The organism is Hyphomicrobium sp. ghe19 (genome assembly GCF_902712875.1).
In the GTDB taxonomy this organism is placed as follows: Bacteria; Pseudomonadota; Alphaproteobacteria; order Rhizobiales; family Hyphomicrobiaceae; genus Hyphomicrobium_B.
The window spans coordinates 2,056,453-2,080,713 of the sequence record NZ_LR743509.1 but is presented as its reverse complement, the minus strand read 5'-3'; the positions used below and the strand labels follow the sequence as shown (position 1 = coordinate 2,080,713).

The window sequence follows — 24,261 nt, the reverse complement described above, 5'->3', positions numbered from 1 at the left end:
ATAGCGAGACAGACACGAATTAGTACGGAACATGACATGAATCCCGATATTTTTGAATTTCTTGCGGCAAGACGGTCAGTGAAGCCGGATAGGCTCGCAGCACCTGGACCGAACGCCGAGGAACTGCAGAAAATCCTCACGACGGGCGCGCGCGTTCCCGACCATAAGAAGCTCTCGCCTTGGCGCTTTATTGTTTTTGAAGGCGACGCTCGGAAGGCGGCCGGAGAAATCTTCGCCAAAGCATGTGAGAAAGAAGACCGCCAGGCGCCGTCGCCAATCCGCCTCGAAACCGAGCGCGGCCGGTTCCTTCGCTCGCCTGTCGTCGTCGCCGTCGTGTCGGCCGTAAAGCCGAAACCCGGCGCTCCGGAATGGGAGCAGGTGCTGTCGGTCGGCGCCCTCTGCTTCAATATGTGCCTCACCGCCAACGCCCTCGGCTTCGGCACGTCGTGGCTGAGCGAGTGGATCGCCTATAGCCCGACCGTCCGCGAGGGGCTGGGCCTTGCCGAAAACGAGAAGATCGCAGGCTTCATTTACATCGGCACGCCGATGGAAAAGCCTGAAGAGCGTGAACGCCCGAACATCGACGCGCTCGTCAGCCACTGGCCGGCCTCGGAAGCGGCGGGTTAATGCCCTGTTAACCACAACGTGCGACCGTTCGGAATACGCGTCAGCGATCCTGATTCGTGGCGGCGGGATCAGCACCGCCATGCCCGAAGAACGGGATGTAGCACTTGACCAAATCATGGCCCTCCGCCGGTGCTCCGAGGCATCTGTAGGAGGGCCAGTCGGTTTTTGGGGCTCTTTCCGCGCCTGGCGGCCGGCTCGCGGAACGCGAGTCGCCTGGCACCACTAAAGATTGCCTGGCGGCCGGCTCTCGGAACGCGAGTAGCCCGGCGCAGACAACTAAAATTTAAACTGCTCCGTCAGGATGCGCTCCTCGAGCCCATGCTCACGGTCGAACATCATGAAAAGCTCGATGGCGCGGGCCTGCTCGATTTCGACTTTCACCACGTGGCGGGTCTCGAAGTGATCGGCAACGGCGCTGACCGGCCGCTTCTCCTCCTCGAGAACGGTGATCGTAATATGAACCCGGTTCGGGACGAGGGCGCCGCGCCAGCGCCTCGGCCGAAAAGGGCTGATGGGCGTTACCGCCAGAAGCTGTGATTTGATCGGCAGGATGGGTCCGTGGGCCGATAGATTATAGGCTGTCGAACCGGCGGGCGTCGAAACCAGGACCCCGTCGCAAATCAGCTCTTCCAGGCGGACCTTTCCGTCGATGGCGATCTGCAACTTGGCGGCCTGATAACGCTGGCGGAACAGCGAGATCTCGTTGATCGCCAAACTCTTGTGAGCCTTCCCCGCCGAGTCGGTCGCGATCATCGACAGCGGGTGAATGCGGCTGATCTCGGCAGCCTGCAGCCGCTCGATCAGGTCGTCTTCCCTGTAGTCGTTCATGAGGAAGCCGACCGAGCCCCGATTCATGCCGTAAATCGGTATCTTGTCGTTGATGAAGCGGTGTAGCGTCTGCAACATGAAGCCGTCGCCGCCGAGCGCGACGATGGCATCGGCTTCGTTGGGTACGGTTTCGCCGTAACGCTTGATCAAGGCCGCCTGCGCTTCGATCGCTTCGGGAACTTCGCTCGCGACGAAGGCGATGCGTTCGAATTTGTGTTTTTCTTTCGGCATCTAGGCCCTTCGATTTATGAGGGGTCGCGCAGCAAGGCAGGGAAGCTCGCCCAAGTGTCGACAAACGACAAGCCCCCCTCGCGGGATATCGAAGAGGAACCCGCGACGCCAGCCGGCGATGTGGTGATGATTTACGCCACGTTCCCGGATCGGTCCGCGGCGTTGGCTCTGGGCCGGGAGCTTGTAGAGCAGGGCCTGGCCGGATGCATTAACGTACTGCCCGCGATGACGTCGATCTATGTCTGGAAGGGCGAAACGGAAACCGCCGAAGAAGCCGTGTTGATTGCCAAGCTCTCCCGCCAGGGAGCCGATCGCGCCGTCGCGCATATCGTCGCCAATCATCCCTACGAGACGCCCGCGGTCCTCGTCGTTCCGGTGGTCGGAGGAAGTTCCGATTATTTGAATTGGGTCGTCGGCGGCACGCGGCCCTGACGATCAGCACATGACGACCCGCATCTGGCGATCAATAGATGCCGCCAAGCGACTGCATCACATTGTAGCGCATCGTCCCAGGCCGGGGATCACCACGGCGGCCCCGTCCCGATGAGGCATATTTTCGTCTCGGCCTATCTTCGTAATAGGTGCGCCGGGATGACTTCGACTTCGCCGCATGCGCATTGGCGCCGTCGTTCTCGATGGCGATGGGAACCGCGTTGGTGTCCGCACCCGCGTCGGCAGAGAGATCGTCCGTATCGCCGCTGTCGCCAAGAGCTGCAACTTTCGGGGAGACATCGGCTGCCGTATCGGTCGGCGGCCGGACGGGCGTGACGACCGTCCATCCCTGAGAGGCCGGCCCCTGAAAAGCGGATGAGGCGCTGCGAGCGGCACTGTTCGACGGAGACAGCGGCGCAGTCTCGACGGTCGCGGCTCCGATCGACATCAGCCCCGGCGGCAGCTCTCGGCGCGGCGCAGCCGCAACCTCGGCCACATTCGAATTCTGGAGCCAGGGAAGCTTTTCAGGCTCCGCCGTGACCGTAGGCTGCTCATTGCCGGAAAGACGAGCGGCGGCCAGTCTGCGCTCATCGAGGCGCTTCGAACGTTTCGTCGCCTGAGCGACGACCGCGCGCGGCACGCAACGGCCGCCGTCCGCGATCTGGCCAGCTGGACATTCGGCGGAGCACACATCTCCATGGTGGCTCTGCACGAGCGCGAGCAAGACGTAATCGGGATTGTCCGTTGGAAGCGTGGCATTGGCGCGATCCATGAATGCCGCCAGGGCACGCCGCGTCGAACCGTTCCATGCGCCGGTGATCTCTCCTTCGTAGCAGCCGACGCGTTTCAACTCGCGCTGCAGATCGCTCGCCAGTTCGGCGCGCGTTTCGGGATCACCGGGCTCCGCCGATTTGAGAGGTGTCGAGACGGTACGCGCCGACGTCACCACGGTGGTCCACGTTCCGGGCTTCTGCGGAGAAGCAACCGCGACACCGGCGCCTTCGTCGGGGATCACCTCGTGAAACACGGGCGACGCAGCTGAAAAAATCTGAGTTCCGCTATCGCTCCGATAGTCACGGTCCGGCGCCGCCGAGATGCGCGTGACCTCGGAGAGGTCTGCAGTGTGATCGGATGCTGGAAAAAGATAGCTGTATGTGACGAGCAGGGAAGTCGCCGTCAGCAACAGCACTCCACCGAGACGCGGCATGGCGCAAACTCCACTTAACGCACTCGCACGTGGCTTGCACCGATAACGCCGTGGGCGAAGCTTCTGACGTGCGCCAGGACAATGCATCGCCGGCGAGACTTGGTAAACGGGAATTGCGAACACCCCGCGTCGGCACGGTGGAGTGTTCCTAAAGCCTCACCTCGCTGTTGCGCCGGAACGTCGCTCTGCAAGCGCCGCTGCCACATTTCAGCCGTGCATAAGCCTCGGGCGACCGGTGCAAAACCTCTTGATAACCGGCGTTTTTCAACCGTCGGCAGCGCCAGGAATACTCAGGCTGAGACCATTGCGGAGCTCAGGCAACCGAATCCTACAATTCTGATTCTTCTCGCGATTCGATGATTCACATCGCGGAGCGACTCAGTTAGGCGTGAAGGGGAGGGGAGTTTAATTACGAAGTTTTCCACCCTCGGCCTGCCTTGAGGAAAAGATTTATCCACCTCTGATTTCTTGCGGCGAAATCGTGGCGATACTTTGAGGCAGCGTTGGGAGTGGCAGCTCTGGTTTGCTTGGTTGCGCGGTCTCCGCGTCGCTCGTCTGCCGGTGTCATGGGGATGACATCGGAGCTCACAGCCGAACGAAGTGGACATCATTGGCAGCCACGCCCGTTGTGCGTTCCGGAGCCTGGTCGGCGTCCCCCCTCGGACGCAGGGACCACAAGACGAAATGGCCGGTATTGTATCCGCGTAACGTAACCGGCCTCTCACAGGAGAGGGCACACGATGAGACACGTTTTAGGCGTGTTGGGGGTTCTAGCAGCAGGCGTATTGCTCGCCGTATCAGCTGCGATGAACTGGCGTTTCGGCTTCAGTCTCGGAAGAACCGAGCTTGACGGCGAAATCTACGGCGCAGCTTCAGCTGCGGCCGACTGCATGAAAGCACTGGTACCGTTTTTCTTCTTTGCCGCAGTTCGAAATAGAATCTGGTCGCAGGCGGCTGCGTCGGCGCTCGTCTGGGTGGTCGTTACGGCCTACTCAATGACATCGGCGCTCGGACACGCAGCGTTGAACCGCTTCGATTCGACCGGGCAGCGTGCTCAGGAAGCTCAAGCCTATCAAGATTTGAGAGGCGAGCTGAAGCGTGCGCAGGAGCAGGCCGGATGGATCCCTCAGCATCGACCCTATGAGGCGGTGCAGAGCCAGATCGACGGCATGAAAATGCAGAAGGCCTGGCAATGGTCGGACGGCTGCACGAAAGTCAGTTCGAAAACCGAACGGACATTCTGCCAACAGCTGACGGCTCTCGACTCCGAGCTCGCATCCGCAAGCTCGGCGAAGCAAGCCGACGCCCGCATGGCCGAGCTTAAAGCGAAGATCGATGCGACCGCAGGTTCGCCTGCTCTCTCCGAAGCCGATCCGCAAGCCAAGGTTCTGACCGAGCTTGCGAATGCGTTCTTCCCGAACATCAAGATCGAAAACGTGCAGATGGCTTTGACGCTGTTCGTCGCGTTGCTGCTCGAGATCGGTTCTGGGTTCGGCATGTACGTCGCATTCAGCCAGTGGCGGCTCTATGATCGCCAGCCAATGCCTGTCACGCCCAGAATGGCGCTGACGGAGGGAAGCACCGCTGCGGCAGCGGTGGCGGTTCCGGTGCTCACACCGATTACCGTTGAAACGAAAAAGCCGCGTTCTGGCGCCAACGACAACCGGTCGATCGAGATTCCTCTCGAAGTACCCGTTGCCTCGACGCCCGCAATCGAAGCTCAACCCGCTGAAGTGCATCAGGTTGAGACGAAGGTTGCAGAAAGCCGCAGCACGATGCCCGTCAGGCGTCTTGCCCCGGAAACCAACACTGAACGTTTCTACAAGGAGAACATCGAGGTCCGCGACGGATCAAGCGTCACGGCTACTGAACTCTACGAGGATTATTGTTCGTGGTGTGAATCTAAGAACAAGGAACCCGCAGCACTTCCGAGCTTTGCAAGAGAATTTGCAGACCTTGGCGTGAAGAAGGAAAAGGTAGCCGGCCGAGTGCGCTACATCGGTATCGCACTGAAGTCCGACATGGTTCTCGAGGAGGCTATGAAACCGCCTCTCTTCGGCACCGTTGCAGCCTAGCGCTGCTTCGTGAATGTGAGGCCCGCCTCGGCGGGCCTTTTTTTCTTGCAAGTTTCCAACTTTCGACGGCCCGCCCAGTGCGGGCCTTTTTTTGTTTAGAGCACTGTTTCTTGAATGGCCCGCCCCGCGCGGGCTTTCACATTTTCGAGTTGTGCAATGTTGTGATGGGCTAACCGGGCGTTCCCTCCTGGCGCTTGTCGGGACAGTGTGAAAGAGTTGGCGCACACGCCGCAGGTCTAATGCGACGCGCCCTCCAACACTCAAGAGGTTTGCTATGGCCAAAGGCCAACAGCGTTCGAACAAGGAAGTCCGCAAGCCTAAGAAGAGCGCAGCTGCGAAATCGCAGCCCGCGACGAGTTCCGTCACCGCCACGTTTGCGAAATCGCAAAAGGCCGGAAAGCGCTGACCCGCCGTTCCCAGTTTGACGAAAAGGGCCTGCTGTCAGCGGGCCCTTTTTTGTGTCGCGCCGAACGCCACGCTTAGCGCGCTCGAAGTTCGGACGCTAAGTCCGGCAGGGCCCGTAAGGGGTCAAGATCGTTTTCCGGCGAAGCGGCCTCAGGCCCACAACTATATTTTCCACTGTCCCCCGTCTTGGGCGCGGCCATGAATTGCAATCCGGCCGTAAAGAAGAGACCTACGAGCAAGTCGCAATAGGCGACCATCGAAGCGAACGATCCGAGAAATAAGAATGCGCATTCACGCGCCGGAGCTCACGGCAAAAGACGGTTTCGTAACGTTGAGCGCTCACGTCAGTCTTGAGCGCGACGGCGGGAACTTTCCCGACGAGCTCTGGTTCACTGTTCCGCAGCGCTACGAACATCTCTGCTCGCGCGCCGTCGAGCCGTTCGTCGTGGCGCTCAGTTCGCTTGCCTCGGCACGGAATGAGGAAATCCATATCGATGGCCCGTTCTCTGATCGTCTTAGTCTTGGCTTCGATGAATATTGGAAGGTCGTGCATGCGTGGCTTCCAAATGAATTCCACCCCGTTCGCCTGACGGGCGGACGACTGACACCGGAAACCATTTCGCCAGGACATCCGGCGGCGGCGTTCTCGGGCGGCGTCGATTCATTTTTTACGCAGTTTTTGAACAAGGACCGGCCAGCCGGATTCCGCACCAAATACGCGATGTTCGTCCATGGCTTCGATATTCCACTAAAGGATGCGGATATCTACGAAGCCGCGGCCGCGCGGTATGAACCGCTGCTGGCTGAGATGGGTGTCGAACTCGTCAGGGTGACGACCAATGCCCGCGCTTTCGTGCGGTCGATTCCGTGGGAAATATCGCACGGCAGCATATTGAGCGGCACCGCGCTCATCCTGTCGTCCGGCGTCAACCGTTTCTTCGTCCCGTCTTCGCTCAGGTACCTGTCGCTGAGGCCGTGGGGATCGAGCCCCTTGATCGACAACTTGCTGTCGACGGACCAGACGCAGATCATCCACGACGGAGCGCTCAACTCGCGCTTCGACAAGTTGAGCGCGATGAAGGATTGGGCGCCTCTGCGGGAAGCAGCAAGAATATGCTACGAGCGTCCTTCGGCTTTTCACAATTGCGGGGTGTGCGCCAGCTGCCGCGGCACGATGATGATGCTGGCGTCTCTTGGCGTCCTGGACAAATTCCCGACGTTTCCCAAGGTTCGCTCACCGCATCACTACTTCCGCGTTCCTTTGGATAATCCGCACGATTTGCACTGCGCGAGCCAAGCCATCGCCGCCGCGGAGGAGAGGGGAGCCACGAGCTTGGCCTGGGTCCTGCGCGCCGCCGTGCTTGAAAGCAACCTGAAGAGGTCCGTCAGGGAGTTGCGTTTGCGGACCCGCCCGTTCCGCCGGTTTTACCGGCGTCGCGACCTCGCGACGGCTTAAGAGCTGGCTACGCTACGCGCAGCCAGCCACCTTCACCGCAAACGCGTAGTTGAAAGCCGTATCCTTTAGCCCGTCGAAACGCCCCGAGGCGCCCCCGTGGCCGGCGCCCATATTGGTCTTGAGAAGCACAAGCTTGTCGCTTGTGTTGAGCCGGCGGAGCTTCGCGATCCACTTCGCCGGCTCCCAATAGGTGACGCGTGGATCGGTCAGGCCGGCGAGAGCAAGGATGTGCGGATAATTCTTCGCCTCGACGTTGTCGTAGGGCGAGTAGCTGCGGATGTAGTCGAAGTCCTCTTTGCTCGCGAGCGGGTTGCCCCATTCGGGCCACTCGGGCGGCGTCAGCGGCAGATCCTTGTCGAGCATAGTGTTCAACACATCCACGAACGGCACGTCGGCGATGATCGCGAGGAAAAGGTCGGGCGTCATGTTGGCGATTGCGCCCATCAGCATCCCGCCTGCTGATCCGCCGTTGGCGACGATCCGGCCACGCTGCGTGAAGCCTTCCGAAATCAAATGTTCGCCTGCGGCGATGAAGTCGGTGAACGTATTTTTCTTCTTCTTCATCTTGCCGTCGCTGTACCAGCGATAGCCTTTGTCTTTGCCGCCGCGAATGTGCGCGATCGCAAAGATGAAGCCGCGGTCGACGAGCGATAGCCGCCCCGTCGAGAACGATGCTGGCATAGCAATGCCATAGGCGCCGTATCCGTAAAGAAAGAGCGGCGCGGAGCCGTCGAGCGGCGTCGTCTTCTTGTAAAGAAGCGTGACAGGAACGAGTCCGCCGTCCTTTGCGGGCGCGAGAAGCCGCCGCGTCACGTACTCCGACGGATTGTGCCCGCTCGGAATTTCCTGCCGCTTGCGCAACGTCCGTTCGCGCGTCGACATATCATAATCGTAGGTCTCCGCCGGTGTCGTCATCGACGAATAGGTGAAGCGGATGCGCGTCGTATCGAACTCGTATCCCGAACTCAGCCCGAGCGCATAAGCTTCTTCGTCGAACGCAATCGTATGCTCGCCGCTGCAGTCGAGAAATTCGTCCGTCTCGGGCTTCATCGGCGTGACGACGATGCGCGGCAGGCTCTCTTCGCGTTCGAGACGCGTCATGAAGTTCTGAAACACGCTGACGTCGATGATCAGGCGTCCGGGCTTGTGCGAGACGATTTCCCGCCAGTTCGCTTCCCCCGGATTTTCGATGGGCGCCGTGACGATGCGGAAATCTTCCGCGCCTTCCGAGTTCGTCGCGATAACGAGCTTCGCGCCGTGATGTTCGACGTTGTACTGGTGCCCGACGCGCCGGGCGGCAACGAGCCTCGGCCCCGCGTCAGTGTTCTCGGCATCGATGAGCCGCACTTCGCTCGTTTCGTGATCGTGGATGTCAATGAGGATTAACTTCCGCGATTGCGTCGACGACAATCCAACGAAGAACCCGGAATCGGGTTCGGCGTAGACGAGTTTGTCTTCCGAAGCAGGTGTTCCGAGCGCGTGGCTGTAGACGAAGAGCGGCCGCTGATGCTCGTCGACCTTGATGTAGAACAGCGTCTTCCCGTCGCTCGACCATTCGAGGCCGCCGTGGGTGTCGGGGATTTCGTCGGCGAGATCGTTGCCCGTCGCGAGATCGCGGACGCGGACCGTGTAGAGCTCTGAGCCTTTGTCGTCGATCGCATAGGCGAGGAGCTTATGATCGCCGGAGTGGGCCGTGGCGCCGAGATCCCAATACCCTTTCCCCTCGGATTCCTTGTTGCCGTCGAGAAGGACTTCCGGCTCGTCCACCGAGCCACCGCGGAGAATACGGCAGAGCTGCGCGTATTGTCCGCCTTTGACGAAGCGGGGGAAGTATTCGTAGGGGCCGTCGGGCTGCGGAACCTGCCGGTCGTCCTCCTTGAGACGCGCCTTCATTTCCTGGAACAAGGTTGCTTGCAGCGCTTCCGTGTCGGCAAGCATCGCCTTCGTATAGGCGTTCTCGGCTTCGAGATGCGACCGGATGTTGGCGGCAAGGACGTCGGGCTTCCGCATCACCTCTTGCCAGTTGGCGGCGCGAAGCCAGCCGTAATCGTCGCTGAGGGTAACACCATGGTGCGTCACGACCGTCGGCACACGCTCCGCGACCGGCGGGCGCGGCTGAGCCGCAGCCTCGTCTTCGATGGCAGCAGGCGTTTTCGTTTGGCCGGTCATGGGGTGCGGACCTTTTTGATGGTGGGAACGGATTTGCGCTTCTTCTCGACCGCCGGGGCGCGCGCGTCAACGCGCGAACATGCCCGAGTAATGATCAAATGGAGAGGCGGGATCGCCAAGCATTAGCGATGTCGTAATCTAAACAGGGGCCGAGATTGACAGGGAAGTCGTCCTGTAGTCAAAGCTTTCGCAAGTGAAGTGGAGTTGATCTCCAAGTCTTCTCTAAGTGGTGTTGAGATCCGCGACGGGCTTTGCCGGTAACGGTTGTACAAGGCAAAGGCGGGATGTGGACATGGATGGACGCGCGGTGCCGGGTTCTCGGTCGCCAGAGGAAGCGGAAGACAAACGAATGGAAAGTTCAGCCTCCCCCGAACTCGTGACGATCACGGCGACGATCGTCGCCGCCTACGTCAGCAACAACTCGATCTCGTCGACCGAACTGCCGGGTTTGATTGCTGAAACCCACGCTGCTTTGAGCCGAGCAGCGGGCCGCACCGTTCCGCAGGAGCGGGAAGAGGCGAAGCCGAAAGTCGCAGTGAAGAAATCGGTCATGCCGGATTTCATCATCTGCCTCGAAGACGGCAAGAAGTTCAAATCGCTGAAGCGTCATTTGCGGACGCACTACAACTTGTCGCCGGAAGAATACCGCGAGAAGTGGAGCCTGCCGCCGGACTATCCGATGGTCGCGCCGAATTATGCCAATGCGCGCTCCCAGCTCGCCAAGAAGATGGGCCTGGGCACCCGCAGGGAGAAGTAGTGGCACCCGCAGGGAGAAGTAGCGGCCCGCGTCGGGAAAAATAGCAGCCGTCGAAAAATATCAGCTTGGGCTGATCGAAGGACTGGCGCTGACCGACGATGCCGCAACTATCGTCTATGAGTTAATCGGTCCCCGCCGCCCCGGACACGATTTCCGATTTCGGAAAGTTCGAGCGCGGCGAGGGCTCGGCGCTCCTCCTTGAGCAAATGATTGAGGGCGGCGTGGCGAGCCACGTCATATGCCGCGTTGCATGCGAGCCCGCGCCGCCGCTCCTTTCTGATCTCGCGCTCGATGAGGGCGACGAGCTTTCGTCTCCCTTCGGGGCTTCGGTCGGCGAGATCTTTAGGCCAGACCGGTAAGAGCTGCGCAGCGTCGCGTGCACAACTGGACTCTGAATTGCGATGACCCCCGCGCCACGCATTTCGAGGCGCTCTGGTGTCTCGTATCGAAACGCGATTTTGCATGCCGCCGACTGTGCGGCGGTCGCGAGATGCGGGGATATCTTTCTAAGAATGCAATCCCGTTAGGGTGAACGCGAGTAGCGACAAAAAACTTATCCCCGCGATGTGGCACGGCCGTATTCTTCTCATGCAATGGAACAGATAGCGTCTTCAGTTCTGACCCGGAACATCGCCGGGGCCACCGCCGAGGATGGCAGCATCGGTGGCACAATACTCGGACCACGCGTACGCTTGATCTTGCGCGGTTCGGCGTCGTCTTCGCCGGCGCAGCAAGATCAGTCCACGTCCAATCTTAATCTCAGGCAGGCCGAACATCGCCACCGCTGCGCGCGCCTCGCGATCGATATCGCGATTTCGAACGTCTTCGGCATCGGTTCGGAAGGACTTTGGCACTGTACGCGCGGCGCCAAAGACATCGCCGAGGCGCGGCAGGTCGCCATGTATCTCGCTCACGTCTGTTGCCGCATGACGCTGACCGAGGTCGGAGCCATGTTCGGCCGCGATCGGACAACGGTCGCTCATGCCTGCCTCAAAGTCGAATGCCGGCGCGACAACCCGGCGTTCGATCGCGCGCTCGACGTGCTCGGATGGGCACTGCCGACGCTGGTGATGCGCGAAGCCCGCTCAGGGAGCCAGAAATCCGGCGCCCAGAAATCTCACCCCCGCACCAAGGATCAGCAATGCAAGTAAGAACGTCTCGCGCTCGCCGCGTTTCGCAGAGTGCTGAGCATCAAGCGCCCGAACGCAATCTCGCGGAAAGCCCGCTTGCGTGGCTCGCGCGGCGCAAGGACAAGGACGGTCAGCCGATGCTCACCGATGCCGAATTCGATGCGGGCGAAAAACTCCGCGCCGATTTTTGGTTTGCGCAAATGACCCCGCGCGTCACCACCAACTGGTCGGCGTTCCTGAGTGGGGGAGGCGGTGCGAGAGGCGCGCCGGACATCGGGCCGGATATTCGCGATTCCGTTGTAGCAGCGCACGAGCGGGTCAAGCGCGCGCTCGCAGCCGTCGGACCTGACCTCGCCGGCGTTCTGATCGACGTCTGCTGCCATTTGAAGGGCCTCGAGGCGAGCGAGAAGGCGAGCGGCTGGCCCCAACGGTCTGGCAAGATCATTCTGCAAATCGCGCTACGCCAGCTCGCTCGGCATTACGGAATGCTTCCACCGCCGCCCGAAGCGAATGATCGAAGACCGGCGCGCGTAAGGCATTGGGGTGCGAGCGACTACCGCCCTGCGATCGACCCCGGCCAAGTCTGAGCCCAGGTCCAAGTCCAGGCTTCAGCGTGTGCTTCGAAGTTAAGCCGCGAGCATCTCGGTCGCGTCCGAGCGGATGCGTTTCACCATCGAGGCGAGCCCGTTCGAACGTTGCGGTGTCAGATGATCCTTGAGGCCGAGGCTCGCGAAAATACCTTCGGCGTCGGTCTTCAGGATCTCGTCGAGCGTCTTGCCCCGGTAGATGATGAAGAGGAGGGCGATCAGGCCTTGGACGATGTGAGCGTCGCTCATGCCCTGCATTTCGAGCTTGTCGCCGGCGCTCGGCCCAGCGGTCGAGGCGACGCGGTCAGTCGCCAGCCAGACCTGGCTCGCGCAGCCTCGGACCTTGTTGGCGTCCGTTCGAAGGGCGTCCGGGAATGGCGGGAGCGCGCGCCCCAGCTCGATGACATAGCGATAACGGTCCTCCCAATCGTCGAGGAGCGCGAAATCGGCGCGAATGTCGTCGAGGGTCATCGGGAAAGTCCAGCCTGCAACCCGCTTAATCGGGCATTCACCTACAATACACATAGGTATGTAGGCCGGTCGAGGGCAAGGCGGTACGCGCTTGGGGCGCGACCCAATAGCTTGAGCTCAATCGCCTAAGTATTTCTCAAACGCCGCTCTTGCTGGTGTTCTTGCCGCGCCAGTCCGGCATTTTGTCGACTGGCGTCAGAGTGCCGCTCTCTCGCTCCAGAAGAGCGGGTGCAACCCGGCCTTTGCCCTCATCGAGGTGTAAGTTCGTGTTGGCGAGGCTCGAAGCCTCCCGCTCGCGGATCATGTCGTAGGCGAGCTTGGCGCCGAACTCGGCCTTGGCAACGAACAATGACCAATATTCCGAGCCTTTCGCGCACGTCGCAGCGTTGCGGTCGCAGAATGTAACGACCCATTCCGCCGTCGACCCGGCGCGATCGTAAAGACGCTGCTGCTGTTCCCGGTCGGACGGAAGCAGTGCGACGGCGACCGCGGCAAACGTAGCAATACGCAACAAACCCATAGCTCAAACTTTCCCATCTGCGGCCGAACGTGGTTCGGCCGTTGAACGGACTGGCGGTGAAGGCTCTTACCCTCGCTCCATGGGTACCAGCCCCGGCTCAAGGTCACGCTAGTTTGTGCAATGCAATTCGAACCGTTTTTGCTTCAAGTTTTAGATAAATTGGATGTGCTTTGCGGGCCCGAATCTCCCGACGGTTAAGCAGGTCTTAACGGCTGACTCGCCATACTTCGCGCTTGGGGAACGAGCAACGGGCGTCAGCATGACCGAGAGGGATATTAAGCTCGCAGCTGTCATATCGCTGCTGGCGACGACGAGCGTGGCTCTGAACATGTTCGTCTTCCAGAACACCGCCAAGACGAGCGCCATCGAAACGGGCGGCATCGTGACGGATCGCACCTCGTGGGTCGATGGTCCGGGCATTGCGCTTGGACCGACGTCGCCGGGTCCCGCAGCCGACCAGCCCGCAGCCGACGGCGTTTTGCCGCCTGCGCCCTTGGGCCAAAGCGACGATGCCAACCGCGCGGAGCTGACGAAGGGCATACAACGCGAACTTGGCAACATCCGTTATGAGCCCGGTCAGCCAGACGGCGTTTTGGGAATGGTCACGCGCGCGGCGATCTTCGCTTACGAGTACGACAACGGCCTCGTGTTGACGGGCGAACCGAGCGAACAGCTTCTGAGCCAATTGATCCTCGGTTCTTCGTCCATGTCGCCGAGCGCCGCGAGGCCCGGCAAGACAATGACGGCCGATGGCGAAAGTCTCGTACGCTCCGTCAAGCAGCAACTCGCGACGCTTGGCTATCAGACGGGCGTTCCGGGTTCCGCGATGACGCCCGAGTTCGCCCGTGCCGTCCGCGAATTCGAGACTGACCAGAAGCTGAAGGTCACCGGCCGCATATCCGGTCCATTGATGAGCCGGTTGATCCGTCTGCAGGGCGAGCCGAAGGCGCGGCGCGAGGCGATAGCCAAGGCAGCGAAGCACTAGGGGTTTCCCGATGCTTGCTGATAACGTACCGGGATGCGCCTCAAAACCGAAATCTGGGTCAAAGCCTATCTGCGTCGTTGCCAGGTCAATGGCGCGCATGGCGTCGTCGCGCGTCATGGCGACGACGACGCGGGAGCGGTCTTCATCAAGATCGTACGTCCCGATCAAACCGCAGCCGTTTTCTCCCCCGCACCGGCCGGCCTCGACGACGCCGACGTCGACCGGCGCTGGGTCGCGCGCTTCAAGCAGGATTTCGTGCCTGATGCGGACGCCGAGAAGCTCCTGAAACGCGAAGCCGAGTTCGACAGCGACGTCTGGATCGTCGAGATCGAGGACCGCGAAGGGCGGCACTTTCTCGGCGACGAATTGATGAGCTAGCAACGCTACCGGACGTTCTGGATTTCATTTTACCGTCCGTTAAGAACTCCCGGACTCTACTTCATTGATTGCGATGATTCTGGCGGCCGCAACGCATTCACGCCACTAGTCAGTGTACGGACAGTATTTCGTCCGTGTCCCGTGGCGGGAGCCTTCAAGGCGGGAAGTGCCGCACGGCATGGGCAGAAGCCCGCGCGGGGGGACACAAATGGCAACGATTATCGCGTTCAAAACCACGCCTAAACCGACAGCGTCTTCGGTGCTCGCGGCATACGGAGCAGGCCAGTCGGCCGAGATCGTGTTTTTCCCGGGTGTGCGCTACGAGCGGCTCGGCGACGAACAGTCAAATAAGCCGAAGAGGCCGCGGCGAAGCTTGCGCGATACGCTCAACCTCGACTCCGAAAAAAACTCCTAAGCTCCGCCCGGAGCGCACGACGCCTTGGCGAGGATCGCCTGTTCGTCCGCGCGGTAAGGATCGCCTTTGTCGGGAGCGCGAACGACGACCAATCCTTTTTCCGCTGCGATCGACTGCTGCGTATCGACCGCTTGCGGCGTGACGCCGGTTTTCGTGGAACTCGATTGCGGCAGCCCGAGAAAGCGATCGTCCGCGGGTACTATGGATAGATCGACCGTCGTCTCCCGATCAGCGGAGGCGGCAGCAAAATAAAGATTGTGTCCGTCGGGCGCGTAGATGCCGATCGTCCAGCCGAGATCGGGAAGCAGCGCACGAACGCGTATCGTCGTATCGGCGGTATCGAACAGACAGAACGCATAGTGCTCGTCGGGCGCAAGGAAAGGCAGCGGCTGGTGCTGCGGCGTGACGGGGGCGGCAATCGTCATCTGATTTTTCGGCAAAGAGCGCGCAAGTCGAGTATAAGCCGATCCGCGCGCGTCGTTGACCGCCATGAATGTCGCGATGAGATGCACGATCCCCGCGACCAGCAGGAAGATCGCGAGAAGCCGGAAGTCGAAGCGCTGAAGCAATCTCACGAGCATCCCTCCCGCGTGATGACGGGCAAATGCTTGTTCCGCTCCGCGCGTTCGTCGGCCGAAAGACCCGTCGCCGGATCGAGCACGGTCAAGACGAGCACGAGACGCCCCGCGCCGCTTGTCGGCAACCAGTTGCCCGGTCGCGCGTCGCGGCCGAGCGTGACGACGAACGAGCCGTTCGGATTGGGGGCGATCGTGTCGGCCGTGAACTCGTAGCGGTCGGCGTCATTGCTGATGAGATTGCCGCGCGCATCGAACACGGCGAGGCTCCACCATAAGCCGCGCATGTTCGCGCCTTCGACGACGTAGTTGCACGAGGAATGAAGCCGCGCGCCTTGCGAGTCGGTTCGCGCTTCGAAGGTGCCGGCGCTGTCGGCTGAAATCCTGAGCTTCCCCGTCGTGACGACGTGGGCCCTGGTGTAGGGGTCCGCGCTTTCGCGGCCGATGTCGCGCCACTGTTGCCAGGGCCCGTACATGTCCGTCGACAGCGGCGAGCCGCGCGCAACCATGTACCGGCTCGACCAGACGCCGACGGTGAAGGCGAGGACGATCGTCAGAATGAGCCCGATCGCGCGCAGCAGGATAGCGAAGATCGTGCGCATCACGCTGTAGCGCGATTGCGGCGATATCGCTGCTGGCTCGAGTTCGACCGATGCCAAGACCGTGGCTTCCTGTTTCAATGGGTAGCTGCTGGAGCCGGTGACTTCGTTGGCGGCGACGCGGACGGCGTTGCCGCCGGTACTGAAAGATCGTCGTGAGATGTGTCAAGCAATGTCGCGCGCCGGTCGGTCTTCGGAGCCTCCGGCCGGGTCGCAGGCTGTGGCGCCTCCTGCTTCGGATCGATTGGTGACGCTGGGGCATGCGATGGTCCGGACGCGGCCGCTGGCGCGGCCTCCGCTTGGCCGTTCGCCTTGCGAAGCGCCGAGACGAGAACCTTGAGAGCATCGCGCGTCTTTGACGGCAGGACGGCCTGCGTCTTCGCGTCCGCTGCAAGCTGCGCCGGTTCAATGCCCGCCGCGACTTGCGCTGCTCTGACTTCCGCAAGGCGCTGTTGCTCGGCAACCTGACGCGGATGCGGGGCGAGGCCCGGAATGGTCGGAATATTCATGTCGGTGTGCGCGACCGTCATCAGGTCGCGCCAGATCGGCGCCGCCTGATGGCCGCCCGTGACGCCGGAGCGCATCGGCCGGTTGTCGTCGTTGCCGATCCAGACGCCCGCGACGTATTTGCCGGTGAAGCCCATGAACCATGCGTCCTTGGGACCGGTGGAAGTGCCGGTCTTTCCCGCGACGTTGGTGAAATCGAGATTGGCCATGCCGCCCGTCCCTTCCGTCACCACGCGATTGAGCATGACGTTCATCTCTTCGGCGACGTGCCGCGACACGACTTGGCGCGGGGGCGGTTCGTCGCGTTCGCGCGAATAAAGAAGATCGCCCTTCGATGTCGTGATGTCGAGAATGCCGTAGGGCTTGGCGAGCTTGCCGCCGTTCGCGAATGTCGCGACGCCGCCGGTGTGCTCGAGAACGGTGATGCCGCCGTCGCCTAGCGCCATCGAGCAGGTTTTCTTGACGCCCTCGATGCCGACACGCTTGGTCATCTCGACGACCTTTTCCCGTCCGACGACGAACGACAGCTCTGCCGCAACCGTGTTCAACGATTTGGCCAGCGCCATCCAGAGCGGGATCCGCGAGCCCGAGCCGCCGCCGCCGCCGTAGTTCGACGGCGACCAGTTTCCGCACGAACGCGACGCGTCTCTGACGATGGTCTCCGGCGTGAAGCCGTTCTCCATCGCAGTCGCATAAACGTAGATCTTGAACGACGAGCCCGGCTGGCGCTTGGCGTGGGTTGCGCGGTTGAATTGACTTTCGCCGTAGTCGGGGCCGCCGACGATCGCCCGGACTTTTCCATCCGTCTCCATCAGGACGATCGCGCCTGAGCTAAAGTGGAGATCGCGGCCTTCCTTGCGCAGAGCCGCAGCGAGAGCCTCTTCGGCCTGCCGCTGCAGCGTCAGGTCGACCGTCGTCCGCGCCGTCAGCACGAACTGATTTTTACCGTCGGCGAGGCGCTGAACTTCTTCGAAGGCCCAATCGAGATACCAGTCGGGGCTCGTCGAGGTGCGCGCCTCGACGATCTTCGCCGGGTTCATGCGCGCCGAATGCACTTGGCCCGCCGTGTAATACTTGGCCTCGACGAGGTTATCGAGAACCTGGTTGGTCCGCGCGCGCGACGCCGCCAGATCGACGAGCGGCGAGTATTTCGAAGGCGCCTTGAAGAGACCGGCCAGCACGGCCGCTTCCGACATGTTGATGTCGCGAACGGACTTGCCGAAGTAGTATTGCGACGCCGCTTCGACGCCGAAGGTGCCGCCGCCCATATAGGCGCGATCGAAATAGAGCTTCAGGATTTCCCGCTTCGAGTAGCGGCTCTCGAGAAGGAACGAGAGAAACAGCTCCTTGATCTTTCGCTGCAGCGAGCGCTCAGACGATAGGAACAGGTTTTTCGCGAGCTGTTGCGTCAGCGTCGAGCCGCCCTGCACGACCTCGTTCGCCTGTACGTTGGTGACGAGCGCGCGCATCGTGCCGAGAACGTCGATGCCGTAGTGCTCGAAGAAGCGCCGGTCTTCCGTCGACAGCGTCGCCTTAATCAGGACGTCAGGGATATCTTCCAGCGGCACCGCGTCGTTGTGGAGAATGCCGCGGCGGCCGATCTCGTTACCGTTGACGTCGAGGAATTTGACCGCGTAGCGCCCGGTCAGAAATTTGCTCTCATCGAATTCCTCGAACGCCGGAAGTGCGAGCCCGTAAAGAACGACGAAGCCGCCGAACAGCATCGTCAGGCTTTCGGAGGCGAATTCATTGAGGAGGCGGCGCCAGCCGACGAGCTGGAATCTGGCAAAGTAGCTCGATCCGGCATTCCAGTAGTCTTTGACGCGCGACCATGCTTCCCCGAGCGCGGAATTGATCTGCGAATCGAGCCTGAGCCAGTCGATGAAGCGGTCGCGGCCGCCCTGTCTGTGAAACCAGTCGTTCAAGAAACGGCCACCCTAACGACGTCGCTCTTGTCACGCGTGAGACGTGGGCTTAAGCCCTCAACAGCGAGAGTCTTTCTTGCAACAACAATCGCGACGCTTCCAGTAGGACGCGCCGCTTAAACCGAATTGCCGACGTTACACGGCGTAAGTCGACGAAATTGTGGTTATCGCGACTGAACCGACAATGGAAGAGCAAGACTTGATGTTGGACGGCAACGATCCACCGTTCTGGCGCACGAAGACGCTCGAAGAGATGAACCGCGACGAGTGGGAAGCTCTGTGCGACGGCTGCGGTCGATGCTGCCTGGTTAAGCTCGAGGACGAGGACACGGCCGAGGTCTACCTGACGCGCCTGTCGTGCGCGCAGCTCGATGTTCGGACCTGCCGCTGCAAGGACTATCCCAATCGCTTCAAGAAGATGCCGGATTGTCTTGAGATCGATATTGCACGCGCGCGCGAGCTTTCCTGGCTGCCGAAGACATGCGCCTACCGCCTTGTCGGTGAGGGACAAGACCTGATGTGGTGGCACCCGCTGGTCTCAGGTTCGCCCGACACCGTGCATCAGGCCGGTGTTTCCGTCCGCAGCTTCGCGATGAGCGAACGTCGCGTCAAAGAAGAGAATTATTGGAAATACATTATTCCGGATCTGAGGCCTGAAGAGGATGAAGATCAAAACCGCCATCGTTCCGGCACCCCGCAAATTCCATCCGAACCCGCCGAATAGCGCCTGAAGCTTCCGCTGCGTCGTCGACTGAGCCTCCGCCGGCCATGATGGTGGCTAGGCCAGCGCGAGGGTGCGTTCGCTCGGAACCAGCGAATCGTAGAAAGTGCTCACACAGGGCGAAACAAGAAGTGGGGGGAGTGCAATGCTATCCGTTCCCGAACTCTTTCGAAGAGCTTCCATAGAGATGCGCGGGCCCGTGCCGTGGGGCAGCCCCGTAAATGACACCTCTTCCGGTGTTTATGTCATCGCTCTTGCCGAGACAGCTGCAAACTTCACGCAGAACTTGTCGGAAGACCAACTGAAGCGTTGGAATGCTGACCAAGAGATCATTTACATCGGACGAGCGACCCGGCTTCGGAAGCGTATCGCTCAATTTTATCGTCACGAATACGGCAGATCGAGCCCGCATAGAGGTGGTCAGGACATCAAGTTGCTGACTGGCTTGACCCAACTCTACTGGGGTGACGCGACGGATTTTGCAAATGCAGAGAAAACTATGATCGATGCATTTCGGAATGAGGTCGGCGCGTTGCCGTTCGGCAATCGAATGCGGTCGGCTCAGAAGCGAGCGTTGTCGAATTGAGCAGGAGGACGCGTTTCGCGATTAGTCTCCGTCATCCCGGCGCAGGCCGGGATCCATGCAAGCCTGCGTATAGCGTCTGTTGATGCCGGCCTTGAGTGGCCGACCTTCGTCGGCATGACAAAGATTTTCAAAATGCGTGGAAACTTATCCTCGCTCTCGCGCGCGAACTTATAATTGGAAGGTTTGCCCTGATGGTCGCTGTTTTATAAAAGGATTTCAATGCGTTATGTCGCTTTCGTCGTTGACAGCGTAACGCTCTTCGGTTAGGTTTCTGTATAACGCGGAAAGTGTGAGGGGCCACCGAGAGTGGCCTTTGGCGTCTACGTCCACCCTCCGCGGCGATAATCACAAAATCCAAAAAGGCAGTGTGCATGGCGGCGGCATCGATCGTGCGGCGAACAACTTCGCGCGTCCTCACGACGAAGGCGGCTGCAACGAACGACGACGATCCGCCGGAGGAAAAGCCAAAGGCGAAGCCGAAGCGCGCGGCCTCAAAAGGCGCGAGCGCATCGAAAACGAAAGCTGTCGCGAGCGATGTCGCAGCGAAACCCGCGCGGTCTGGTCCGGCTCGGAAGACGGCGACACCCACGCGAGCAAAGCCTAATGCCCTCGTACAGCGCGTCTACAACACGATCGATGGCGAGCTGACGAAGCTCGAAAAGCAAAAAGGTCTGACGTCCCAGGATCGCGAACGAGCGTCCCGCGCCCTGTCGCAAATGGTCAATGCATTGGAGAAAGCTGTTGAGATGCAACGCGTGATGACGAAGCGGAAGCCAACGGGAGGTGACGCCAAGAGCAAGGAGGCGCTCGCCCATGCGGAAAACCTACGCCGCGAAATTGCGGAACGTCTTGAACGCCTCAATCACAAACGGTCGTCTCAGCGAAATCCTGAATGAGCTGAGCGCGGACGAACTCGAGTTCATCTCTCACGACTGGGAGCTATGGGCCCGCGACGAGCAGCTCGCGCCTTTATTGATTGCACCCGGCGACTCCCCTGCGGGGAGCCGGCCGCCGGGTGCGCTCGATGTTGCGCAAGACTCGACCAACACGTCCGGCGCTTCCGGCCGGCTCTCGGAACGCGAGTCGGAAGCGCCAAACCAAGCATGGCGTGTGTGGCTGCTTCTCGGAGGAAGAGGCTCAGGCAAAACACGCGCGGGTGCGGAGTGGGTGAGATCGCTCGCTCTTTCCGAGACCTCGGACGAAGCAACAAGCCCGCGCGCTGCGGCCGGCTCGCGGAACGCGAGTCGCACCGCGCCAACAAAAGAGCGTCGCACCGCGCCAGCAAAAGACACTCGCATCGCGCTGGTCGGCAAAACACTCGCCGACGTGCGCAACGTCATGATCGAAGGCCAGTCGGGCTTGCTCGCAATACATCCGCCGAAAGAGCGGCCGCTGTTCGAGCCCTCGAAACGGCGACTGACGTGGCCGAACGGCGCGATTGCGGAACTGTTCTCGGCTGACGAAGCCGAAGCGCTGCGTGGCCCGCAATTCACGTCCGCCTGGTGCGACGAGTTCGCGAAGTGGCGCGGCGCGGAAAGGGCCTGGGACATGCTGCAGTTCGCACTCCGCCTCGGCGAAGCGCCGCGCGTTTGCGTGACGACGACGCCGCGCGCCACGAAGCTTTTGAAACAGATCATTGCCGACGAGGCGACCGTGACCGTCAACCTGGCGACCGCTGACAACGCGACGAACCTCGCGCCGACGTTCCTCGCCGAGATGACGCGCCGCTACGCGGGCTCCGCCATCGGCCGGCAGGAATTGCTCGGCGAGATCGTCGAAGATGCGAGCGACGGCCTTTGGCGGCGTCATTGGATCGAAGAGGCGCGCGTCGAAAACGCGCCCGAGATGCAACGCGTCGTCGTCGCCCTCGATCCGCCGGTGACGGCGACGGCGTCGTCGGACGCTTGCGGGATCGTGGTCGCGGGATTGGGCGTCGACAAGCGCGCCTACATCTTGGCGGATCGCACCATCCAGGGTCGCACGCCGGAACTCTGGGCGCGGGCGGCGCTCGGTGCATACGATGATTTCGAAGCTGATCGCATGGTGGCCGAGGTCAACCAGGGCGGTGACCTCGTCATCTCGGTTCTGCAGCAGTTTCGCGAGAATTTCCCCGTCGTCAAAGTCAGAGCGACGCGGGGAAAATGGGTTCGTGCCGAGCCGGTCGCGGCGCTCTATGCGGAGGGCCGCGTCGCGCACGTCGGCCGTTTCGATGCGCTGGAAGATCAGATGTGTTCGTTCGGTTCCGACGGCACGGTCAAAGGCCGCAGCCCCGACCGCGCCGACGCACTCGTCTGGGCGATCACGGATTTGCTGCTGGGCGATACGACCAAACCATCGGTCAGGATGCTCTAACGAACTCGCTGAATAAGCGTTTTGCGGGCGATGGCTCCTAGCCAGTGTCGAATTCGACCGATTTTTTTCGGCACTTCCACCATTCTAAAATCGTATCCGTCGTCGATTGCGCGGCGCATTGCTTCCAAATGTGCTTCGCGCTCAGCGCGCATCAGATCGAAGCGGAGAGGACGATGCAGCTCCCCGTTTTCAACCGTCAGACCGGCGGTGTACCTCGCAGGAAGTCTACGGACATCGAATATGTCGCTTGGTGCGAGAGAACGCTTGGCCTCGAATATCGGTTTAGGCGCATATCCCACAGGCAGCGCTAGCCTTGCGTCCGGCGACACGGGTCGTTCGGCATCGCAATTGGGAACTAGGGCGTACCAATATCTAAGAGAAGCTCCATTCTTGAAGCTCTCATAAATTTTGGTGCCCTGATAATTGAGTATTGGCTTGTTCGCTTTCATGGGTGAACCGCCCTGACCGCCGAAGTCCAAACTAGAAACGAAATAAGGATCTCTCATGTCCCGCATCTCGGAGGCATTGGCTAGCCTTTTGTTCGAAGCCTCCGGGTTGCGTTCTGAGACGATCCTGGAATCGCCGAGCCAAAAAGCGACTGCTACAGGCCCGCTCATCGCCTATCAAAACCTCAGCGAACCCGTGTGGGCGCCGCGCGACTATTCCGCCTTCGCCCGCGAAGGCTTCATGCAGAATGCCATCGTCTATCGCTCCGTGCGCATGATCGCGGAGGCCGCCGCCACGATCCCGCTGCTTCTCTATGAGGGCGCGAATGAGATCGAGGATCATCCGCTGATCGATCTGCTCCGGCGGCCGAGCCTCGATCACACTGGAACGGACTTTCTCGAAGCCTGGTACGGCTTCCTGCTCGTCGCGGGCAACGCCTACGTCGAAGCCGTCGCGCTCGACGGCGAAATCCGCGAGCTGCACATCCTGCGCCCCGACCGCATGAAGGTCATCCCCGGTCTCGACGGCTGGCCGGAAGGCTACGAGTACACCGTGGCGGGACGCTCCGTCCGCTTCGTCGACGAAGTGGCGGCGAACGTGCGTCCGATCCTGCACGTGCGCCTCTTCCATCCGGCCAACGATCACTACGGCATGAGCCCGATCGAAGCGGCGGCGACCGCGATCGACATCCACAACACCGCGTCGAGCTGGAACAAGGCGCTGCTCGATAATTCCGCGCGGCCGTCGGGTGCGCTCGTCTACGCGGCGGCCAACGGTCAAATGACGGAGGAGCAGTTCACGCGCCTCAAAAGCGAGCTCGAGAGGAGTTTCCAAGGCGCGCGCGCTGCCGGACGTCCGCTGCTCTTGGAAGGCGGCCTCGACTGGAAGCCGCTGTCGCTGACGCCGAAGGACATGGACTTCATCGAGGCGAAGAACACCGCGGCGCGCGAGATCGCGCTCGCGATTGGCGTGCCGCCGATGCTGCTCGGCATTCCGGGCGACAATACGTACTCGAATGATCCGTACGATCCCGGCGGCCCGACCAATCGCGGCGTGACGCTCGAAGTTTACGCCAACTTCAAAGGCCAGACGCTCGACGCCGGCTCGCGCCCGCGGCTCATTTCGGAGCTGAAGTCGATCCCCGAAGCCGTCGTCGAGGCCATCTATCGCCGCCGGTATTTCGACCCCGCTCAGTGCGCAGCGTTCACCGCACCGCTGGCGCTGATGCATTTCGATGCCGCCGTGAACCACGGCGTCGGCGCCGCGACCCGGATGCTGCAGCAGGTCGTGAACGTTACGATCGACGGCGAAATCGGCCCCGAAACGCTTTCTGCAATCGGCAGCCGCAGACTGACAGATCTGATCGACGAGTACGCGGAGATCCGGCGCGCCCGGTACAGGGCGCTCCCGCATTTCTGGCGCTTCGGACGGGGCTGGCTGAAACGCGTCGACGCGACATTGGCCCTCGGAAAATCCTGGGGCGCGGCTGACGGCATGACCCGCGGGCTCTTGGAGCCGGCACAAATCGCAAAAGGAGAATCCAACATGAGCAACCAAGCGCCATCTGCAAAGACGATCGACGAATCGGCGAAATGGTGGGCCCAATCGAGGACGCTTTGGGGAACGCTGATCACCGCCGCGGCGACCGTGCTTCCCGTCATCGCGCCGGCAATCGGCGTGAGCCTGCCCGCGGATCTCATCCAGACTTTCGGCAATCAGGCCGTGATCGCCGTTCAGGCGCTCGCCGGCTTGTTCGGGACGGCGCTGGCGATCTACGGCCGGTTCAAGGCGTCCTCGGTCCTCAGCCTGCGAAAGAGTTGAACAATTTCACAGGCCAATCCTTAACGGCTCCCGTATTCATCGGCGGTTCAACACG

The 24,261-nt window shown here is 61.2% G+C and carries 25 protein-coding genes; 16 read left to right on the top strand and 9 right to left on the bottom strand.

Annotated elements, in window-relative coordinates:
* Positions 1 to 36 precede the first annotated feature (36 nt).
* Complete coding sequence (locus AACL53_RS09915; RefSeq protein WP_339084345.1) at positions 37 to 627, top strand: nitroreductase; 591 nt, start codon at positions 37 to 39, stop codon at positions 625 to 627.
* 276 nt (positions 628 to 903) lie between these two features.
* Here the strand turns inward: AACL53_RS09915 and AACL53_RS09910 are convergent, their stop codons facing one another.
* On the bottom strand, positions 904 to 1,686 hold the full coding sequence (locus AACL53_RS09910) for an NAD kinase (RefSeq protein ID WP_339084344.1): 783 nt from the start codon (positions 1,684 to 1,686) through the stop codon (positions 904 to 906).
* A 54-nt stretch (positions 1,687 to 1,740) separates the two neighbouring features.
* Between AACL53_RS09910 and cutA the strand changes: the two genes are divergently transcribed.
* Positions 1,741 to 2,118 (top strand): divalent-cation tolerance protein CutA, encoded by a 378-nt coding sequence (gene cutA, locus AACL53_RS09905; protein ID WP_339084343.1) that lies wholly within the window; start codon positions 1,741 to 1,743, stop codon positions 2,116 to 2,118.
* Positions 2,119 to 2,149: 31 nt separating this feature from the next.
* Here cutA and AACL53_RS09900 read toward each other — a convergent pair whose 3' ends face one another.
* On the bottom strand, positions 2,150 to 3,325 hold the full coding sequence (locus AACL53_RS09900; protein WP_339084342.1) for a putative peptidoglycan binding domain-containing protein: 1,176 nt from the start codon (positions 3,323 to 3,325) through the stop codon (positions 2,150 to 2,152).
* 740 nt (positions 3,326 to 4,065) lie between these two features.
* Between AACL53_RS09900 and AACL53_RS09895 the strand changes: the two genes are divergently transcribed.
* The 3 genes from AACL53_RS09895 to AACL53_RS09885 all read left to right on the top strand — a co-directional run bounded on the left by AACL53_RS09895 (position 4,066) and on the right by AACL53_RS09885 (position 7,261).
* Positions 4,066 to 5,400: a hypothetical protein gene (locus AACL53_RS09895; protein WP_339084341.1), complete on the top strand. Its 1,335-nt coding sequence runs from the start codon at positions 4,066 to 4,068 to the stop codon at positions 5,398 to 5,400.
* A gap of 274 nt (positions 5,401 to 5,674) precedes the next feature.
* Entirely contained in the window at positions 5,675 to 5,806 is a 132-nt protein-coding gene (locus AACL53_RS09890) for a hypothetical protein (protein ID WP_339084340.1), read from the top strand.
* A 282-nt stretch (positions 5,807 to 6,088) separates the two neighbouring features.
* Positions 6,089 to 7,261, top strand: coding sequence for a hypothetical protein (locus AACL53_RS09885; protein WP_339084339.1), 1,173 nt, complete (start codon positions 6,089 to 6,091; stop codon positions 7,259 to 7,261).
* A 12-nt stretch (positions 7,262 to 7,273) separates the two neighbouring features.
* Here the strand turns inward: AACL53_RS09885 and AACL53_RS09880 are convergent, their stop codons facing one another.
* Positions 7,274 to 9,430, bottom strand: coding sequence for a S9 family peptidase (locus tag AACL53_RS09880; RefSeq protein WP_339084338.1), 2,157 nt, complete (start codon positions 9,428 to 9,430; stop codon positions 7,274 to 7,276).
* Between the two features lie 349 nt (positions 9,431 to 9,779).
* Between AACL53_RS09880 and AACL53_RS09875 the strand changes: the two genes are divergently transcribed.
* The 3 genes from AACL53_RS09875 (at position 9,780) to AACL53_RS09865 (ending at position 11,904) form a co-directional block, all read left to right on the top strand.
* Positions 9,780 to 10,187, top strand: coding sequence for a MucR family transcriptional regulator (locus tag AACL53_RS09875; RefSeq protein WP_339084337.1), 408 nt, complete (start codon positions 9,780 to 9,782; stop codon positions 10,185 to 10,187).
* Between the two features lie 593 nt (positions 10,188 to 10,780).
* Positions 10,781 to 11,338, top strand: a complete 558-nt coding sequence (locus AACL53_RS09870) for a helix-turn-helix domain-containing protein (RefSeq protein WP_339084336.1) — start codon at positions 10,781 to 10,783, stop codon at positions 11,336 to 11,338.
* A complete protein-coding gene (locus AACL53_RS09865) occupies positions 11,329 to 11,904 on the top strand; it encodes a DUF6456 domain-containing protein (RefSeq protein WP_339084335.1) in 576 nt (191 codons plus the stop codon). Before AACL53_RS09870 ends, AACL53_RS09865 begins: the two co-directional genes overlap by 10 nt.
* Positions 11,905 to 11,943: 39 nt before the next feature.
* Here AACL53_RS09865 and AACL53_RS09860 read toward each other — a convergent pair whose 3' ends face one another.
* Together AACL53_RS09860 and AACL53_RS09855 are read right to left on the bottom strand one after the other, a co-directional pair.
* The gene (locus tag AACL53_RS09860; protein WP_339084334.1) at positions 11,944 to 12,375 is read right to left on the bottom strand and encodes a SufE family protein; all 432 of its coding nucleotides are present in this window, start codon (positions 12,373 to 12,375) and stop codon (positions 11,944 to 11,946) included.
* Between the two features lie 136 nt (positions 12,376 to 12,511).
* Positions 12,512 to 12,895, bottom strand: coding sequence for a DUF5330 domain-containing protein (locus AACL53_RS09855; RefSeq protein ID WP_339084333.1), 384 nt, complete (start codon positions 12,893 to 12,895; stop codon positions 12,512 to 12,514).
* A 259-nt stretch (positions 12,896 to 13,154) separates the two neighbouring features.
* Between AACL53_RS09855 and AACL53_RS09850 the strand changes: the two genes are divergently transcribed.
* The 3 genes from AACL53_RS09850 to AACL53_RS09840 all read left to right on the top strand — a co-directional run bounded on the left by AACL53_RS09850 (position 13,155) and on the right by AACL53_RS09840 (position 14,673).
* Complete coding sequence (locus AACL53_RS09850; protein ID WP_339084332.1) at positions 13,155 to 13,880, top strand: peptidoglycan-binding domain-containing protein; 726 nt, start codon at positions 13,155 to 13,157, stop codon at positions 13,878 to 13,880.
* 33 nt (positions 13,881 to 13,913) lie between these two features.
* Entirely contained in the window at positions 13,914 to 14,258 is a 345-nt protein-coding gene (locus AACL53_RS09845; protein WP_339084331.1) for a DUF1491 family protein, read from the top strand.
* 208 nt (positions 14,259 to 14,466) lie between these two features.
* A complete protein-coding gene (locus AACL53_RS09840) occupies positions 14,467 to 14,673 on the top strand; it encodes a hypothetical protein (RefSeq protein ID WP_339084330.1) in 207 nt (68 codons plus the stop codon).
* Here the strand turns inward: AACL53_RS09840 and AACL53_RS09835 are convergent.
* Genes AACL53_RS09835 through AACL53_RS09825 form a run of 3 tightly spaced genes read right to left on the bottom strand, consistent with a single transcriptional unit; the run spans position 14,670 to position 18,279 of the window.
* On the bottom strand, positions 14,670 to 15,254 hold the full coding sequence (locus AACL53_RS09835) for a hypothetical protein (protein WP_339084329.1): 585 nt from the start codon (positions 15,252 to 15,254) through the stop codon (positions 14,670 to 14,672). The two genes, AACL53_RS09840 and AACL53_RS09835, sit on opposite strands and share 4 nt — an antisense overlap.
* Positions 15,245 to 15,907 (bottom strand): DUF1214 domain-containing protein, encoded by a 663-nt coding sequence (locus AACL53_RS09830; protein ID WP_339084328.1) that lies wholly within the window; start codon positions 15,905 to 15,907, stop codon positions 15,245 to 15,247. The genes AACL53_RS09835 and AACL53_RS09830 overlap by 10 nt, the downstream gene beginning before the upstream one ends.
* A gap of 17 nt (positions 15,908 to 15,924) precedes the next feature.
* The gene (locus AACL53_RS09825) at positions 15,925 to 18,279 is read right to left on the bottom strand and encodes a transglycosylase domain-containing protein (RefSeq protein WP_339084327.1); all 2,355 of its coding nucleotides are present in this window, start codon (positions 18,277 to 18,279) and stop codon (positions 15,925 to 15,927) included.
* A 184-nt stretch (positions 18,280 to 18,463) separates the two neighbouring features.
* On the opposite strand from AACL53_RS09825, the gene AACL53_RS09820 reads away from it, so the two are divergent.
* The 4 genes from AACL53_RS09820 (at position 18,464) to AACL53_RS09805 (ending at position 21,938) form a co-directional block, all read left to right on the top strand.
* Positions 18,464 to 19,003: a YcgN family cysteine cluster protein gene (locus tag AACL53_RS09820; protein ID WP_339084326.1), complete on the top strand. Its 540-nt coding sequence runs from the start codon at positions 18,464 to 18,466 to the stop codon at positions 19,001 to 19,003.
* 142 nt (positions 19,004 to 19,145) lie between these two features.
* Complete coding sequence (locus AACL53_RS09815) at positions 19,146 to 19,586, top strand: GIY-YIG nuclease family protein (protein WP_339084325.1); 441 nt, start codon at positions 19,146 to 19,148, stop codon at positions 19,584 to 19,586.
* A gap of 371 nt (positions 19,587 to 19,957) precedes the next feature.
* On the top strand, positions 19,958 to 20,482 hold the full coding sequence (locus AACL53_RS09810; RefSeq protein WP_339084324.1) for a hypothetical protein: 525 nt from the start codon (positions 19,958 to 19,960) through the stop codon (positions 20,480 to 20,482).
* Positions 20,400 to 21,938 (top strand): DNA-packaging protein, encoded by a 1,539-nt coding sequence (locus AACL53_RS09805; protein ID WP_339084323.1) that lies wholly within the window; start codon positions 20,400 to 20,402, stop codon positions 21,936 to 21,938. Before AACL53_RS09810 ends, AACL53_RS09805 begins: the two co-directional genes overlap by 83 nt.
* Here the strand turns inward: AACL53_RS09805 and AACL53_RS09800 are convergent.
* A complete protein-coding gene (locus AACL53_RS09800; protein WP_339084322.1) occupies positions 21,935 to 22,444 on the bottom strand; it encodes a hypothetical protein in 510 nt (169 codons plus the stop codon). The two genes, AACL53_RS09805 and AACL53_RS09800, sit on opposite strands and share 4 nt — an antisense overlap.
* Between AACL53_RS09800 and AACL53_RS09795 the strand changes: the two genes are divergently transcribed.
* Complete coding sequence (locus AACL53_RS09795; RefSeq protein ID WP_339084321.1) at positions 22,443 to 24,206, top strand: phage portal protein; 1,764 nt, start codon at positions 22,443 to 22,445, stop codon at positions 24,204 to 24,206. The two genes, AACL53_RS09800 and AACL53_RS09795, sit on opposite strands and share 2 nt — an antisense overlap.
* The last annotated feature ends 55 nt before the right edge of the window (positions 24,207 to 24,261 follow it).